13 protein-coding genes and 1 pseudogene are annotated in these 16,891 nt (G+C 40.9%); 8 read left to right on the top strand and 6 right to left on the bottom strand.

The genetic code is table 11. From position 1 onward, the window contains the following. Positions 1–551: 551 nt before the first annotated feature. The 7 genes and pseudogenes from C9J47_RS01080 to C9J47_RS01050 all read left to right on the top strand — a co-directional run. A complete protein-coding gene (locus C9J47_RS01080) occupies positions 552–2,543 on the top strand; it encodes a type VI secretion system Vgr family protein (RefSeq protein WP_107251857.1) in 1,992 nt (663 codons plus the stop codon). Beyond that, on the top strand, positions 2,543–3,115 hold the full coding sequence (locus C9J47_RS01075; RefSeq protein WP_107251856.1) for a DUF6931 family protein: 573 nt from the start codon (positions 2,543–2,545) through the stop codon (positions 3,113–3,115). Before C9J47_RS01080 ends, C9J47_RS01075 begins: the two co-directional genes overlap by 1 nt. Continuing rightward, positions 3,116–3,412 (top strand): PAAR domain-containing protein, encoded by a 297-nt coding sequence (locus C9J47_RS01070; protein WP_107242672.1) that lies wholly within the window; start codon positions 3,116–3,118, stop codon positions 3,410–3,412. Between the two features lie 460 nt (positions 3,413–3,872). Further along, complete coding sequence (cspE, locus tag C9J47_RS01065; RefSeq protein WP_107251855.1) at positions 3,873–4,085, top strand: transcription antiterminator/RNA stability regulator CspE; 213 nt, start codon at positions 3,873–3,875, stop codon at positions 4,083–4,085. Between the two features lie 335 nt (positions 4,086–4,420). Further along, complete coding sequence (locus tag C9J47_RS01060) at positions 4,421–4,630, top strand: hypothetical protein (protein ID WP_107251854.1); 210 nt, start codon at positions 4,421–4,423, stop codon at positions 4,628–4,630. A 471-nt stretch (positions 4,631–5,101) separates the two neighbouring features. Next, positions 5,102–8,206 (top strand): beta-galactosidase, encoded by a 3,105-nt coding sequence (locus tag C9J47_RS01055; protein ID WP_107251853.1) that lies wholly within the window; start codon positions 5,102–5,104, stop codon positions 8,204–8,206. A gap of 106 nt (positions 8,207–8,312) precedes the next feature. Beyond that, positions 8,313–8,411: pseudogene (locus tag C9J47_RS01050) on the top strand (catalase); the annotation flags it as partial. Between the two features lie 61 nt (positions 8,412–8,472). Here the strand turns inward: C9J47_RS01050 and C9J47_RS01045 are convergent. Further along, complete coding sequence (locus tag C9J47_RS01045; RefSeq protein ID WP_107251852.1) at positions 8,473–9,360, bottom strand: radical SAM protein; 888 nt, start codon at positions 9,358–9,360, stop codon at positions 8,473–8,475. A 328-nt stretch (positions 9,361–9,688) separates the two neighbouring features. Here C9J47_RS01045 and C9J47_RS01040 point away from each other — a divergent pair, with 328 nt between their 5' ends. Then, positions 9,689–11,203: a hypothetical protein gene (locus C9J47_RS01040; protein WP_107251851.1), complete on the top strand. Its 1,515-nt coding sequence runs from the start codon at positions 9,689–9,691 to the stop codon at positions 11,201–11,203. 155 nt (positions 11,204–11,358) lie between these two features. Here the strand turns inward: C9J47_RS01040 and C9J47_RS01035 are convergent, their stop codons facing one another. From C9J47_RS01035 to C9J47_RS01015, 5 genes are read right to left on the bottom strand one after another with little or no spacing between them, the layout of a single operon-like run. After that, positions 11,359–12,867, bottom strand: a complete 1,509-nt coding sequence (locus C9J47_RS01035; RefSeq protein ID WP_107251850.1) for an ankyrin repeat domain-containing protein — start codon at positions 12,865–12,867, stop codon at positions 11,359–11,361. Further along, entirely contained in the window at positions 12,864–14,357 is a 1,494-nt protein-coding gene (locus tag C9J47_RS01030; protein ID WP_107251849.1) for an ankyrin repeat domain-containing protein, read from the bottom strand. Before C9J47_RS01030 ends, C9J47_RS01035 begins: the two co-directional genes overlap by 4 nt. A 42-nt stretch (positions 14,358–14,399) precedes the next feature. Continuing rightward, positions 14,400–15,176 carry an ETEC_3214 domain-containing protein gene (locus C9J47_RS01025; RefSeq protein WP_107251848.1) on the bottom strand — a complete coding sequence of 259 codons (777 nt, stop codon included), beginning with the start codon at positions 15,174–15,176 and terminating at the stop codon, positions 14,400–14,402. Positions 15,177–15,185: 9 nt separating this feature from the next. Continuing rightward, positions 15,186–15,638: a hypothetical protein gene (locus C9J47_RS01020; RefSeq protein ID WP_107251847.1), complete on the bottom strand. Its 453-nt coding sequence runs from the start codon at positions 15,636–15,638 to the stop codon at positions 15,186–15,188. A gap of 9 nt (positions 15,639–15,647) precedes the next feature. Then, positions 15,648–16,874: a murein transglycosylase domain-containing protein gene (locus C9J47_RS01015; RefSeq protein ID WP_107251846.1), complete on the bottom strand. Its 1,227-nt coding sequence runs from the start codon at positions 16,872–16,874 to the stop codon at positions 15,648–15,650. Positions 16,875–16,891 lie beyond the last annotated feature (17 nt).

Here is a 16,891-nt window from a genome sequence, read left to right as displayed (position 1 = left end):
GACATTAGATTTTATAAATCACATGAAAATATTTTTATTCTATAAATAAACTTCAACTCAAAATCATTGATGTGGATTATAACCAAACAGCATACATAATGCCCGATTATTTATACACTTTCTAACTAGAAACTTAGAAGATTGAAGAGAAATCACAATACAACCTTACAATAAATACAGTAAGCCATTGTTTTACATTGAAATAAATAAAAACAGACTTTTAAAGAAGTTCTCATCCAACCAGTTTGTAAGTAAATATTATTGTATAATTTTTATAAACATAGTCTCATAAAAATAAGTTGCGTTGTATCATGAATGTTATTTTAGAGCGATTACTCAGCTTTTGTGGTTAATTAAAACCCCTTCATACCACACGTGTTAATTAGAGAATGTTAATATAAATATCATTCAAATTAAATAGAGGTTATATTGCATTGTGGTTGAAATTACTTGATGATTTACTAGCAACAAAACCTCTGGATACACAGCCAAATCATAGCAATTAAATAGTGTTTAATTTCACTTGGGATTTATAAGGATTAATGACAATTATGATCAATGATGAATTGTCTTATAACGCTCGTCCGCTTCAGGTTAAACTGTCAAATAGTCAAATTTATGTCGTTTCAAAATTTGAATCTAAAAATAGCCTTTCGCAAGGCTCTCAAATGACATTATCTGTAGCGGCGAATGATGAAATCGACTCAAGTATATTGGGAAAAAACATCACTATTTCTTATAAGCAAGAGAGTAGCACCCGTGTATTCGTAGGTTTAGCCACCAGCATCGAACTCTCTGGCTACAATATTGAGAAATCGTTATATTTTTATGAAATAGAAGCCCAAGATCCTCTCAGCCTATTGCACTTTCGTATGAATCGGCAAGTGTTCCAAAATATGACAACCAAACAAATCTTAAACTCACTATTTGGTGATTCAAGCTTTAGTAGTTTCTTTAAGTTTTCAGTTTCTGGTGCAGGTAAAAAACATGATTATTGTATTCAGTTGGATGAAAGTGATTTGTGTTTTGTCCAACGATTACTTGCGGAAGAAGGGTGGCATTATCACCTCGATAGTTCAGGTAATAAGCCGACGATTGTCATAGGTGATTCAAATCAAACGTTTAAATCTATAGACAACGAGAAGTTATATTTTCGAGATGGCAGTCAATCATCAAACTATCAACTTTCTAACTGGAAAGTAAAAACCAAAGTCGGCACCGCAAAACTGACTTTAGCCGATCACAATCAAGAATTAGCTGAAGTATTTGATACTGGAATACGCAAAAGTGCACGCAACGAATCTCCTGCTGCTCTTTCTAGCTATCATTATGGACAAGGCTTTGAAGACAAAAGTGACATTCGCAATGCTGTAAAACGCCAAATGGAAGCGATAGACGGGCGTAAGGTTGTTGCTTCCGCCACATCGACCATTAGTGATTTATCTTGTGGTGCAAAATTCAAACTAGATAAGCACCCAGTGCCTAGCCTAAACCAAGAATACCTGATCACTCAGATTACCCACTATATTACCACTGACGAATCTGGGCGAAATGTTTGTTACGAAAATCATTTTCAATGCTGTGATGTCAAAACACCCTACAGACCAGCGTATATCCATTACCCAATTGCACAACAAATACATACCGCAACCGTTACAGGACCAAAAAACGAAGAAATTTATAGAGATAAACTTGGCCGTATTAAGGTGCAATTCCATTGGGATTTAGTCGGCAAAAATGATGAGAACACCTCATGCTGGATACCGGTTTCTCAAGGCGTTGCAAGTAAAGGGTTTGGAGTCCATTTTCTACCTCGTGTTGGCGACGAAGTTCTCATCCAATATATAGATGGAAATCCAAACCGTCCGGTAATTATGGGTTCAATTTATAATAAAACCAATACTCCCGCCTATTCATCGGCATCTCAAAGTGGTATCAAAACTCGAACAACGCCAAAAGGCAACAGCAAGCAAGGTAACGAGCTACGGTTTGAAGATCAAAAAGACAAAGAACATATTTACCTTCATGCGGAAAAAGATCTATTGATTGATACAAACAATGACTTAACGACAACCGTGAAAGGCAAAGTTACATCAACTATCGAAAAATCTGCCGAACTCATCGCAAAAGAAAACATTAGCATCACGACAGAAAAGCAGTTGCTTATGAACAGCAAAGAGAATTTGTCCGCTAAAAGTGACAAAGATCTTCAACTTGAATCTGGTGCTAATTCTGAGCTGAAAGCAAAATCATCCGTCATTGTCGATGGCAGTAAAATTTCCATTACCGGAAAAAGTAAAATCGAGCTAAAAGTTGGTGCGAGTAAAATTGAAATATCCGCAAGCGGGATCAAATTAGATGCCCCTCAAATTTCAATAAATGGTAAAGGAAAAACTGAAATAAAAGCAGCAATGGTCAGCATTGAGGGTAAAGGCAAAACAGATGTTAAGGGCACTCTCGTTACTTTGAATGGCAGTGCCATGACACAAGTAAAAGCTGGTGCAATGGTACAAATACAAGGGGCAATAGCCAAAGTTAACTGATGAAACTATTAAAAATACCTTATACTGATGCAAAGCAAATTTTAGTGCTTTTTGAGGCAAGTGCGCCCCTATTACCACTCGCTGAAGAACATCATTTACCTTACGACCTCATATATGCGGCTCTTGACGATGAATTATTTTCTGAAGCGGTAACCTACCTTGCTCATGCGCTGCCTGTTCGTGAATCTATTTGGTGGGCAAGCTGTTGCGCTTTAAGTCGTCACGATTGGAATGAGGCGGAAGAAAATGCCATCCAATCAGCCAAATCATGGGTACATACTCCCGATGAAACCAATCGTCGATTCGCAGAGAAGATGGCTGAAATATCAGGGTTAGATTCGGGTGCTGGCTGGGCTGCGCAAGCCGCATTTTGGAGTGGTGGAAGTATGACTAGCCCTAGCGATCCTATTGTTCCGCCTCCTGAGTATTTATACGCACAAGCTGTCGCGGGCTGCATTAACCTGACGGCGGTTCTCCCTGATGGCGAAGAAGCAAAAGAGCGTTATAAAACATTTATCGATATTGGTATAGACATTGCTAAAGGTGGTAATGGTAAGGTTTTGGAGGCTTAAATGTTACCAGCAGCAAGAGCAACTGATATGCATATGTGTCCAATGCAAACCCCTGCCATCGTGCCGATTCCACACGTTGGTGGCCCTCTTTTACCTCTACCAACAACAGTGCTGATTGGTAATTTACCGGCAGCTACCGTGGGGCAAATATGCATCTGCGTTGGTCCACCTGATAGCGTCGTAAAAGGAAGCGCTACGGTTCTTGTTAACAACAAACCAGCCGCTCGTATGGGCGATTTAACTGCGCATGGCGGCACTATAATTATGGGTATGCCAACAGTGTTAATCGGCGGTTAATAAACTCGGTAACATCACACAAGAATCTTTGTGTAAGAAATAGAAATCCAATGTTTCATCGAGCTTCTGTTCGGATACGTGATAACAACGCAACTCATTGGATGTGAGATGAACCATACCAACAAAAAAACTAAAAAATGATTTCAGGGGCAAAGTGTTCTCTACGACTTTGTTGAAGTGGGCACCTTGAGGTAAGCTTGGTTAATGTAAGAATGTTAGTTTCAATTTTAATATTCTAAAATAAACCTTTACAATATTCGACATTAAGATATTATCCATCTCGCTCTGTTGTTCAGAGTTATTAATGAGACCTCAAGTAAAAGTAAAACCTCAGTATTTCTTCGTTAGTGTTGTTATCCTCAGCGTTTCCCTTAGCTTCATCGTAACATTCAATAATTCAAGCTCTCAGCACATCACACTATCGTGATAATTTATGAATTTAAATATTAAGGGACACTACATGTCTAATACAACAACTGGTCTAGTAAAATGGTTTAACGAAGATAAAGGTTTTGGTTTCATTGCTCAAGACAACGGCGGCGCTGACGTATTTGTTCACTTCCGTGCAATCGCTTCAGAAGGTTTTAAAACACTAGCTGAAGGCCAAAAAGTATCTTTAGAAGTAGAACAGGGCCAAAAAGGCCCTCAAGCAGCTAACGTAGTAGCGCTTTAATTTCGAAAGTCGACGTAAATGGTTTAATCATCATTTACGTCAATTTTAAACATTATTAATCAATAACTTATATCGTAGTTTAGAAAAGATTAACATTTCAAACATCTGCTTTTGGTATATGTCGTTACGTTTCTTATTCATTTCGTTATATTATAATTAATACCATTAACATTAAATATCAATGGCTTAAGATCACATTTAAATTTGTACTTATTGTGATTTGCCATGCAGATAATAAAGCTAAGGATGCTTATGTCTCGTTCAATCGGTCGCAAAAGATTTTGGTATCAACAATCTCGTGAAGAAAATAGCACAACAAAAATAAAGGTGAATAAATGATAGTAAACTTTAATATTTTAAACGGTGGAATCTCTTGGAAAGCATTAATCCACCAATTAAATGGTGATATTTTATTGCGCCACATTTTAATGAAAGGCAATGTAGATGATATTAATCTTAAACTTTCATATTGTGAAGAAACATGTGAAGGAAGTATCACTAATAGCAATAATCAAATTATTGGTAACTTTTCTATTTCCTTCTAATACCAGTAGATAATTGGCATAATTATTAATTGAATATTCATAATAACGATTATAAAAAATAAACCTATTTAATAGTTATCTCCTCGTTATCTTTACTGCATGAATGCAGACACTGACATAGATTTCAAATCTAATCTACATGATAAGCATGTTATTCACCTATCTGCAGCAATAGTCGCGACATGTTATGCAGGTTGGTATAACATTCAAAACAAACATCCGTGCGCATGTCATTTATTGTGTAACAAACTCTGCTAAAAAGTAAACGCTGCCAACAACATCCTTATCCAAATTTGTTATTTCCCACACAAAACTCGAGTTTAAAGAGATCTATTTCACATAAAATAGCAATGAAACTCTTGTTCGGATAAAAACGCAGACCTCACCATGGAAACGTTTCCAGTGGTTATTTACACTCAGTACAGAGTTAGGGCTCAATGATAAAAAACATAAATAAAAAGTAGGAAAACCATAATGGCAGTTTCAGACATTATCCAACGACGCGACTGGGAAAACCCTCAATCTGTGAATATTCACAGCCTTAAGGCTCACAGTCCGCTTGCAAGTTACCGTGATATTAACCATGCCCGTGATAGTATTCACGCTCAGCGTCAGTCACTGAACGGTCAATGGAAATTCAAACTTTTTGACGCGCCAGAACAAGTGGAAGACGAGTTCATTGACGTGCAATTCAATGATTCTACGTGGGGGAATATTACGGTTCCTTCCAACTGGCAACTTCAAGGCTACGATAAGCCGATTTATGCCAATGTTAAATATCCGTTTGAAGTTAACCCTCCTTATGTACCTGCAGATAACCCAACGGGTTGTTACCGTACTTGTCTAACTCTGACAGAAGTCGATCTAGAAAATACTCAACGCATTATTTTTGACGGTGTGAATTCGGCTTTCCATCTATGGTGTAACGGTAACTGGATAGGTTATAGCCAAGACAGCCGCTTGCCAGCAGAGTTTGACCTATCCAAAGACTTAACTGCTGGTGAAAACACGTTGGCCGTGATGGTGATCCGTTGGAGCGACGGTAGCTATCTAGAAGACCAAGACATGTGGTGGCTAAGCGGTATTTTTCGCGATGTAACTTTGCTGTCAAAGCCAAAACAGTGCATTGAAGATGTATTTATAACGCCCGGTCTTGACGCCTGTTACCGTGACGGTAGCCTATCGATCGTTACCCACATTTCTGCGCCAGAAACTAGCCAAGTTCATGTGCAAATTTTCGACGGTGAGCAAGCAGTTACAGAACCTTCTATTGCTCGCCCACACAACCGTCGTATCGATGAACGCGGCAGTTACGATGATGTCGTATTCCAAACTATTCATGTTCATGAACCACAGCAATGGACGGCAGAAACACCCAACCTTTATCGTGTAGTGGTATCGCTGCTCGATGCAGAGGGTAACCATTTAGAGAGTGAAGCGTATCAAGTTGGTTTTCGTAAAGTGGAAGTCAAAGATGGTCAGCTACAACTCAACGGTAAGCCGCTGCTTATTCGCGGTGTAAACCGCCACGAGCATCACCCAGAGCTGGGTCATGTAATGACCGAAGAAGATATGATCCGCGATATTTGCTTGATGAAGCAGTACAACTTCAACGCAGTACGTACCGCGCACTACCCTAACCATCCTCGTTGGTACGAGCTGTGTGACCAATACGGTTTGTATGTTTGTGACGAAGCGAATATCGAAACCCATGGCATGATACCGATGAACCGCCTGTCTGCCGACCCGCAGTGGGCACACGCATACATAAGCCGTTATGCACAAATGGTAATGCGCGACAAAAACCACCCATCGATCATCATTTGGTCTTTGGGTAATGAATCTGGTCACGGTAGCAGCCACAACGCAATGTACGCTTGGTCAAAGCAATTCGACCCATCACGCCCTGTTCAGTACGAAGGTGGCGGCGCAAATACAACCGCAACAGATATTATTTGCCCAATGTACGCGCGCGTGAATACAACCATTGAAGATGAAGCCGTGCCTAAGTGGCCAATCAAGAAATGGATCTCTTTACCGAATGAACAACGCCCTCTGATTCTGTGTGAATACGCCCACGCGATGGGTAACAGCCTTGGTAGCTTTAACGAATACTGGGATGCGTTCCGCGAATTCCCTCGCCTACAAGGTGGTTTTATTTGGGACTGGGTAGATCAAGGGTTAAGCCAATGGGATAACGACGGCAAACACTTCTGGGCATACGGCGGTGACTTCGGTGACTTCGGTGACACCATCAACGATCGTCAGTTCTGTATCAACGGGTTAATCTTCCCAGATCGAACGCCGCACCCAACGCTAGAAGAAGTTAAATTCTGCCAGCGCATGATCACGGTTGCGCTAACGCAACAAGACAAACAGCAATGCAGCTTAACTGTAACCAATGAATACTTATTCCGCAGCACAGACAACGAGCAACTCAATTGGAGCTTGCTAGAAAACGGTATTAAAATTTTATCCGGCCAGTGTACTTTAGCAATTGATGCTGGTAGCCAACAAACACTCGATATTACTTTGTCTTTCCAACCAAAAGCAGACGTTCAATATCACCTCAACACAGATATTTGCTTGATCAGCGCAACACCTTGGGCACAAGCAGGGCATGTATCAGCCACTGAACAATTTACACTAAGTAATACAAGCAGCCTGACCTTGCCACAAATCAGTACTCTGCCCGTGCCTCAATTAAGTGGGCAAGGCTGCGACATTCAGGTATCTAGCGTCGATAATAAACACCAATGGCAATGGAGCAGAGAAAGTGGCTTACTAACAAGTTGGACGGTTAACGACCAACCTCAACTACTTCACTCACCAGAAGATAACTTCTTCCGCGCACCGCTCGACAACGATATTGGCGTAAGTGAAATCGATAATATCGACCCCAACGCGTGGGTATATCGTTGGGATACGGCTGGTATTGGTCGCTGGGAACGTGAATGCGTTAGCTGTACAAGTGAATCATTGAGCCAAGCCGTAAAGGTAACCTCAACTTTTGCTTACCACCACAAAGGAGGCGTTCAAGCGATTACCGTTTGGACCTACACACTGGATAACCAAGGTGAAATGCATATCGACGTGGATGTAAAATTGGCGGATCACTTACCGCCAATGCCACGTATAGGTCTAGAGCTGGCATTACCGCTACCAAGCGATAATGCGACAGTGACTTGGCAAGGTTTGGGGCCCTTTGAGAACTATCCGGATCGTTTAGCAGCAGCAAGATTTGGGCAACATACTCAAAGTGTCGAAGCGATGCATACTCCCTACATATTCCCGACAGACAGCGGTCTACGCTGTGGAACTCAATGGCTCAATGTAGGTAATGTGGAATTTACCGGTGACTTCTTGTTCAGTGTGAGCCGCTTTAGCCAGCAACAACTGACAGAAGCGAAGCACACCAACGAATTGACGCTAGAAGATAAGATTTATCTACGTATCGATCACCAGCATATGGGAGTTGGGGGTGATGATTCTTGGAGCCCAAGCGTACACAAGGAATTCCAACTAACGGATAACGCATACCGTTTCTGCATTATGCTAAAGCCCCACCACAACTAAGCATCATCCACAGAAGATACAATCAATCCCCAAGCCTGCTTGGGGTTTTTTCATTCCAATATAAAATACCCATTCATTGAAGCCATAACCCAAGCGCGCACACATGCTAGCTCTGCTTTATTCTAACTTAGGTACGCCCGCGAGTTATCGCGAAATGGATAGCTTCGGTGTGCATGCTTACAAGTGGATCAATGATCAAGGCGAACCAAAAACCCGAAGACGATAAATGCTCACCACCTATCGTATAACCATACCCACATTACCATTTACAATCCACGTTGCCACTCAGCGCGAAGAGGCATCACATCAGGGTTAGAAATAGCCATATTTACTTTATCTAATAGCTTGGCTTTATCGCGCCCAAGTATGCCTTTCAACACTAAATAGTTCGAAGCATGATCAGAACGAAATACGGTTTTATCCAGCTCAAGGTGTTCCAATAATACTTTCATTTCATGAAACAACTCCGCTTGTGTCAATTGACGAAATTGCCCATTGAAACCAGCGGCAAAGCGCGCTTCCCCTAATGGAAAAGACACCACCAAGGTCGATAAATATTCCGGCTGCGCAGCATTCATCAATCTAGCAGAAGCAATCGCATGCTGCTCGCTCAAAAGTGGCCCACCCAACCCATTAAGGATCATAACCGAGCTTTTCATGCCTGCCGCTTTGATTTTATTCAGTGCAATTAATGACGACTCGAATGTTTCGCCTTTTTGAACCCTAGCCAGTACCTCATCATCACCGCTTTCACACCCCACATACAATAAACTCAAGCCTAGCTGGCGCAATTCCGCCAATTGCTCTGCGGTTTTATTAGTGAGGTTACGGGGTAAGCAGTAGCTCGAAATACGCTGAACATCGGGTAAATATTGATTAATCAAGGTACAAATATGCTGTAAACGTGCGAATGGCAAGGTCATCGCATCTCCATCAGCCAAAAAGACACGATATACGCGATCCCCAGATGCTGCTACTTGCTGTAACTCACGCTCTATGTCGTCAGGCTTCTTTGGGCGAAATTTCTTTTGCGACTGAGTATACATATCACAAAAGCTACACTGGTTATGGCTGCATCCGTTGGTCACTTGCAAGATCAACGACTTCCATTCAGATGGCGGACGAAACACAGGTTCAATGTAATTCAGGATCACAGAAATATACCTCTTTTAACAAATCACAACACCGTGAAATTAACCATATACCCAAGGTACCTCAAGATACACATTCCAGCGAGAGTTTGTTGGCTTCTAGCCAAATACGTCCCTTTCTTAATTAGTGTAATTTGAAATTTTCACAGCTAACTATACTTCCAATAAGCAATAAATCAGGCGTCCTGACTGTATTGCACATGCTGATATTTCAATTCATCGAAAGAATTTCAATTTGATTTGAAATACGATACTAATCCAGATGTTAAATAGACGCAGACTATAGCGACAAAGCACTGCGCGTAACATTGTCTGATAAAAGGCGACGATCATGAAATGCATTCAAGGTGCAATCATGGCTTTCTTGATTTCACTCTTTTTTACATCATTCGCATATGCTTCATACCAACACGCTCCCCCTCGCGAGCGACTTCCCTTAACCTTATTGACACCGTCATCACCCGCAATCACATTTGAACAGGTCACCTTTCACCTCGAAGTCGGTACGATTAAAAATAGCGACTGGGGGCAATTTAAAGTCAGACCCGATCAACTCTACGACCGATATGGAAACCCCTTAGGTACAGGCTACATCAATGTTTTTCTTAATGATCGGCGACAAGGTGGCAGCTGGGTTATCAATAACCTTTTTATTCCGCCCGCACCAGAACAACACAAACGGCATAGGCAGCATAATCGGTACACTGGATCACCATCAAATCCCTCATCTGCTGTGGTCGCGTCTTACTTTGATTTAAGACCAGGGCAAACAGGTCGAGGAATAAAAAAACGAGTGAATGCAACGGTCTTATTTTCACCTCAACCGTTACCGACTATTATTGATATAGCACTGTTGGCGCAACGCTTTCCCTCATCCCGCTTTAGCGTATTGCCAACGCACATCAATGCTGAAGGTGCTGGCGAAGTCGACGGTCGAATGCGAACAACCCCTCGCCGCTCATCAGCCCCCCGCTCATTGGCTTTAGGTTTCCCTCCACAGGCCATTGAACCCAGCTCAACACTGCCTGATGATCTCTTATTTCCGATTCAAGTCATTCAAGCCAGTGATCAAAATCTAGATGCAGCAAGGAACCAATGTGTACCAATGGCAAATGCCAACGCCTTACAGTACCTCGAAGATCGCTACGATAACTTACCACTCGTGTGGCGCTTGCCTGAATTTCATATTCGCGGTATTGGCCGTATAGGTGCAGCAGGTGATGTTCTTTTTTGGGAGCCCATACCTGAAAATAGTTTGGTTGCCAATGTCGATACGTTTGGTCGACGCAATGGTGTGCATGATCTAGACAGTGGAAGTTATACCAGTCTGTGTGGGTTGATCCGCGGAGTATTGGGCTACCTCACACAATCTGGTGATCAAGCTATCACAACAGTGCGTCATCAAGGCAGTGGCTCTCTAGAGTTAGGCGATAATGGTGCAGATTGCGATACTGAAACCATGTTATTAGGCGGTATGGTTTCTGTACGTGATGGTATCGAACCGACATGGGAATGGATGTTCGAGCAATTACAACTAGGGCGGGCCGTCACCATTATTTACAGTTGGTATGACTTCCAAGGCGAATGGCAGGGAGGGCATAGTGTACGGGTATACGGTGCCTCTGAGTTTGATGGCCGCCGTTACATATACACCTTAGATGATGCCGATCAGGGCGATAACTTCAGTAATGTCAGTGATCCGAGAAAACAACAATGGGAGGTAGCTGATACTGGTAGCCCTGGCCTTCTTGGCGTGCCAAATGGTCGTTTAAACATGGATGGCATGAACTGGGAAATCACCTTTGCCCTCTCTCTCGAAGCCAAACCAACCTTGGTCATTCCTTAATAGCCCACTCGGCACCTTCTACTATCCACAGGCATGGACGCCAGTGGATGAGTACAAGGTAATGATATTAACCATACTAGCTAGTTCCCTGATCCTTTGCTTTTTAAGCAGCCAATACCCAACTGAATTAACATCAGTTGAGCAAAGTGCTACAGCTACAATAAGCTTTCCAATCTCTGTAAGTTATTTTCCTTACGTTCTTCACTTATTTCATTGTCATCCAGCATTGAATAGTAAACCTTTAAAGATGCTAGGTTTTGTTTTAGAAACACTTTATCAGATGTAATAGAACCATTGTTTACTTTGATTATTTTAGCTTTCAACTTAGACACGTCTGACTCATCTAAGTTAAGCGTAAGATACATGCTTGTTCTATGAGTTGTCGCATCATAAATGCTCTTTACTACAGCGGTTTGTACTGCAGTTCTATATATCCCATCTAACCGCTTACCGCTTTCAAGGTAAATCTTAATCACGTTTTCATCTTCAATAGCAATGGCATATTGCGCAGGTGTCATACCTGTAACATCTGGAGTATTAGGATCCATACCACGATTAAGCAATAATTCAACCCAATCAGAACGGCGCGCCAGTGTTGCCACATGAAGAAGTGTCCACTGACCTATTTCAAAATTAGTTTTAGATTGGTATTTTTTAACCGTATTCAATCTACCTTTATCTTGAGTTGAGGCAATTGAATTCCCTAGTGCATACGAGAGGGTACCGTATCCAAACATGCTACCCCCTTGGCCAAAATAGCCAAAATAACTGCCTGAGTTAGCATAGTTGATTTGATTCATTCCGTAAGCATTCATTTGTACGCCTGTTACCAATCTATTGAGATCCAAACCAGACTGATCGATAGAATCGAGTATGTAGCCAACTTTATCTATAGACGGAGATTCTGTTAACAAATATTGAACTAGCGGACTGAGATTGTGAGTTAAGAATAACCCCTTGCTATAGAAGCCAACTTCACCCAATGCTGGCTCCAGCATATTCAATCCCTCGTTCAACATCCAACTGAGAACATTTTTGTGCTCACCTGAAATATCAAGAGTGGCTTGCTGATTCACCGCTTTAGCAAAACCTGCGTAATTTAAGTAGAACTGCTTACTATTGAGAACCTCTAAGTTGGACTGGGTAAGAGAATTGTCAAGTTCGGCAACAACGTTCACTTCCATTGAGCCAATCTCATCGACGTATTCTTCAACGGTATTTTTACCGACTTCCACTCGAGTCCAATACATGCATGTTTGTTTATCTAACCAACGACCTGAAGCCAACACCTCAGGTAACGTAAGCTCCGTCACTTGCTCTACGGTAGAACGCGCCTTGGTCACCAACTTGTTGTTTTTTAATTCTTTATTGACAAGCAATTCATTATAAACAGCTGATTCTAGTTGGGTCGCCATCACCTCTCTGGCTTTCTGTTCTGATAACTTTCTTAAATCAAAGATAGAAGCGTGCAAATCAGGCTGATATTGTTCGATGCCAATGCCGACCACATGATCATCGGTGTTACCTATATTAAGCACCCAGTTCGGTTGAGGTTTGGTTTCATCAAAGGGGCAATTGGCGGCAATTACAGAAGTAGGAGTCGCCAAAATCAACAGAATCGGAATGACTTTTGAGGTCAATTTTGTTGTGAAATTGACTATCATTTTACCACCTCACCATTAACAAAAGTGATCTTTTCGTATTTATTGGTATCTAAATAATGGGTTGTTTGAATGACTTCAATCGGTGCAATATTGTGAATGAATTGCTCGATGCTGAATTTTATTTTTTTATTCGGTTTAAGCGCATTAGTAATTTGTTTTAGTTCCGGTAGAGGAATGGGTAACTGCGCTGTGCTCGCAGGAGTCACATAATTATTTAAATGCCAATTCAAATAGGCCACTTTGTATGCTATATAGTCATTCGCCTTAATGTTAGCCCCTAGTTGAATCAACTGAGAAGCAAAATCAATGTCTCTTAGTTCTAGTGATACAGCAAGCGGCGTATAACCATGCGCTGAAGATTGGTTTAAAGAAATGCCAAGTTCGCTTAAAGGCTTGATTAAGTCGATTCTGTGCTCCATTGCTACGGTATGCATTAAACCAAAATATTCAAAACCTTCCACTGTATTGAAGTTATATACGAATGGGCGTTTTAATTTTTTCTTTAATGACACAAATGTTGAAATACTTTTATTTTGAGTCTGGGTATTCATGACAGGTAGCAGGGTATAATAGTCGTCGCTGTATTGGCCTTTGTTCGTAAATGGCACCAATTTATCTGATTGTTTTCCTATCGAAACCTTAGCGTTATTGAGGTCTATTCCGAATGATTTTAATTGTTTCAGTGCACGCGTTATATTTTCGGGGGATGAACCTGAAACAACGACGCTCATCGGTACATTTAAACTCGGTGTACCGCCATAAAAAAGAACATTGGCCCACTTAATAGAAAATGTCTCACTTTGCTCTTCATCTAACCAATCAAAACCACTTTGATGATATAGCTCTGCAATATTATATTGTTGCCCGCGGTAGACTGCAAAACGGTTATTCAGTAATGCTCGAGTAGCATCAACTGACGTTGGCGCAAAACCATTGTCGGAGAGAATTTGCTCAATTTCTCGTTTAGTAAGCTCATCAATACGTTTGGTTAGGCGTTGCTCAACGTCATTAACATAAGATGTAACAGCAAATTCAGCGCCGGCTTTGCTAACTTTTACTCGATACCAAAGCAGACAATTTTTGTTATCCAACCAACGGACATCATCCATAACGGCTGACAGTGCCGTTTGGCTAACCAACTCAGATTTATATTTCACTTCTTTACGAATTTCAGCTTTAGTTTTAGTGCTTTTTTTACTTTCAATCGTACGCTTAGTCGAAACCTTAATTGAGCTTCGAATTGAGCTTGAAAGATTCGCTATCGCGTCTTCTCGAGCGTTAGAGATAAATACATTGATTGGTACAAATTTTTCCCCCGATTTGCCGCTGGCTCCTCCAACTGCATAATAGTAGTCATCATCATGGGTATCATTGTTAACCCAGCTCGGCATGGGTGATGGTGGTAAGAACTGGCATACAGCACTATCACTGGCATAGGTTGATGCAGACAATACAACTAAAGGTATTACCGAGAGTGTAATAAATTTCATGCCCTTTCCTTGAACAAACTCAAAAGCCTAGAATGAACAAGCTTATTTTGTTAGTAATTCATATTCTAATCGGGTCAAAATAGCAGGCTCTAACTCTGCAATATCGACAGTACTATACCCATAAAAATTAGGCTTTATTTGTGCCCGTAATGCAGTAATAGATTGAGTGGTGTCTTCTTCCATCATTAACTGGTCGTTAAACTTAGCGAGCTTCTGTAATTGGATATTTGAAAGAGGTGAAAGATATTCACTGTACCCACCAACAGAGCTATAAAGCATCTCGTAACGTCCACCTTCAGCTTCTTCAAGGTAATAGTTACCAGAACGAGCAATATTAGACATCGCAGTCATTGGGTTTGTTGTGCCTGAAAAATTATTATCTAAATAACTTTCGCCACCCGCATGCTCTTTGGTATTGGCTTCAAACCCTGGTTGAGGAAATACTAAAAAAGCATCTACGGTTCCATTGGAAGTGATTGCAGAAAGAATAAACTTACCATCTTTGTAGTACTTTATTTCGGTTTCACCTTCAGATTGCTTCTTATATACAGGTGATCCAAATGTCTCGTCGAGCACTCCACTCGATGCTCTTACATACACTTTAGAAAGTCGGTCATTTGATGGGCGGTCAGAGAAATTAGATATAAATAGGTCCCACCCTTTACTGCCCATATCGATAGCATCGTTAAACTGGCTTACCGCGATAATAAGTACAACAATTGATACAAGGGAATTTGGTGCTTTTTGTTTCAGAGTCCCTAAAATATCCTGATCGTCAGCCGCGCCTTCTTGCGGCTTTTGAATAAATTCTTTCTGCATGTTTATTCCTTATTCCACGACAAATTCAGGCAGCTTCGCGACAACTCGAGTGCAAAGGTATTCATCGAGGTCTTTTTCTACTGATACCGATTCTGAAACCCAAGTGTATTTCATTAACTGGTTGGTTAATTGTTTGGTCGTCGACTTTGCCGTTATTGTGGTTGTTACAACATTGTCTTTACGATCAGCGGTAACGATTTTTTTCTTCTCAGAGGTACGATTGGTTTCTAAGTCCTTTTGAACCATAGCTTCCAGAGATGCCGCAAGTGACGCACGGGCTTCCATAGCTGCCACATCCATATCTAATGTCATATCGCCCATGCTTTCCACGCATGATACGCCAGCGATAAGCCCGTCTTCTAATTCAGCTTGTGGGTTCATTCGCCACTCAGGAAACTCATTAGCACTTACATTGAATGCGATAATCATGGTCATTGCTGATAGTAAAATTGTCTTTTTCATTGTCATTTCCTAGATCATGTTCTGTTCGTATTTAAGCTCAGTGTTGTGAACTTTTTTGAGGTAGTTACGAGTTTCTGCAGCAGAATGCTTTCGTTGAATAGTGTCGTAAACTTGTTGTGGGCTTAACTGGTTTAACTTCGCTATTGCTTTCTTACGACTACCGTTACCAAATATTCGATAGATAGGCGCCATACCGCCATTGTATGCAGCGGTAACACAATATTTTAGGTTTTCCGAGTTCTCTATACCTCTGAAGTAACGAGACCTAAGTAGGTGTATATAAGCAGTACCTACTTCTATATTTTTTGCCGGATCGAATAAGTAATCACGATTAAGCATTTGTTGCTCACCATATAAAAAGCTGGTGGCATCTAACCCCGCCGAGCTAGGTACAATTTGCATTAAACCAAAGGCAGGAATATGAGATGTTGCTCGAGGGTCAAATGCACTTTCAGTTTTGATGATTGAAAGTACAAATTCAGGTTCTAAGTCGTACTTATTGGCATAGGTCGTTACAGACTCGAAGAATCGTTTTTCTTTACGGTTTAACCAAGACGGTAGGAATGGAATCTCAGCTTCGATAACCTTATTTCCTTTCGAATCGGTTGATTCTGTAATAGTAACTTGAGCAATTGCCTGCTTAATTTCTATTTCTTGTTCTTTTTTATCATTAGATAAAGGTAATAACGGTTCACCACTTAGCTCTTTTACATCAGTTGATTTTAATAATTCGGCGGTAAACACGTCATTTTTTTGTGCATCACCAATTGTTAATGTTGAAGTTTGAATGATCGCTTCTTTCAACTCTTCAATTGATGTTGTCTCACCTTCAATGGTCGTTACTTTGATAACATTTTTTTCAAAGTTAACTTCACGTTTCATTTCTAAAGAAGGGGTGTAACTGACCCAGCTGTGTTTACTACTGAATGTAGGTGAATCCCAAACTTTGGAAACTTCACTTTTATACTGATCAAATTGTATTTGTGCTTGAGCAAGATACTTGTCGAACTCGCAGCTTTTTTGAACCTTGTATAAATCAAATGTTGCTTCGCTGCAAAGCTTGTATTTATCGAACTCATCTTTAGCATCAAAAGGTTTATTTAAAAAGTATTCGACGCTTGGGCATTGGTTCGAATCTACTTGTAGTTCGCAAACTTGTTCTAACGTTTCTGCATAGCTTAGAGCTGATGATAAAAGCAATGCTATTGGCGTAAGTTGCCAAAGACCTATTTTCATAACTTTTCCCTAATGTT

The sequence above is a fragment of the Photobacterium indicum genome (genome assembly GCF_003026215.1).
GTDB classification, from domain to species: Bacteria; Pseudomonadota; Gammaproteobacteria; order Enterobacterales; family Vibrionaceae; genus Photobacterium; species Photobacterium indicum.
The sequence above is the reverse complement of the archived record's forward strand: the minus strand, read 5'-3'. Positions and strand labels throughout refer to the sequence as shown.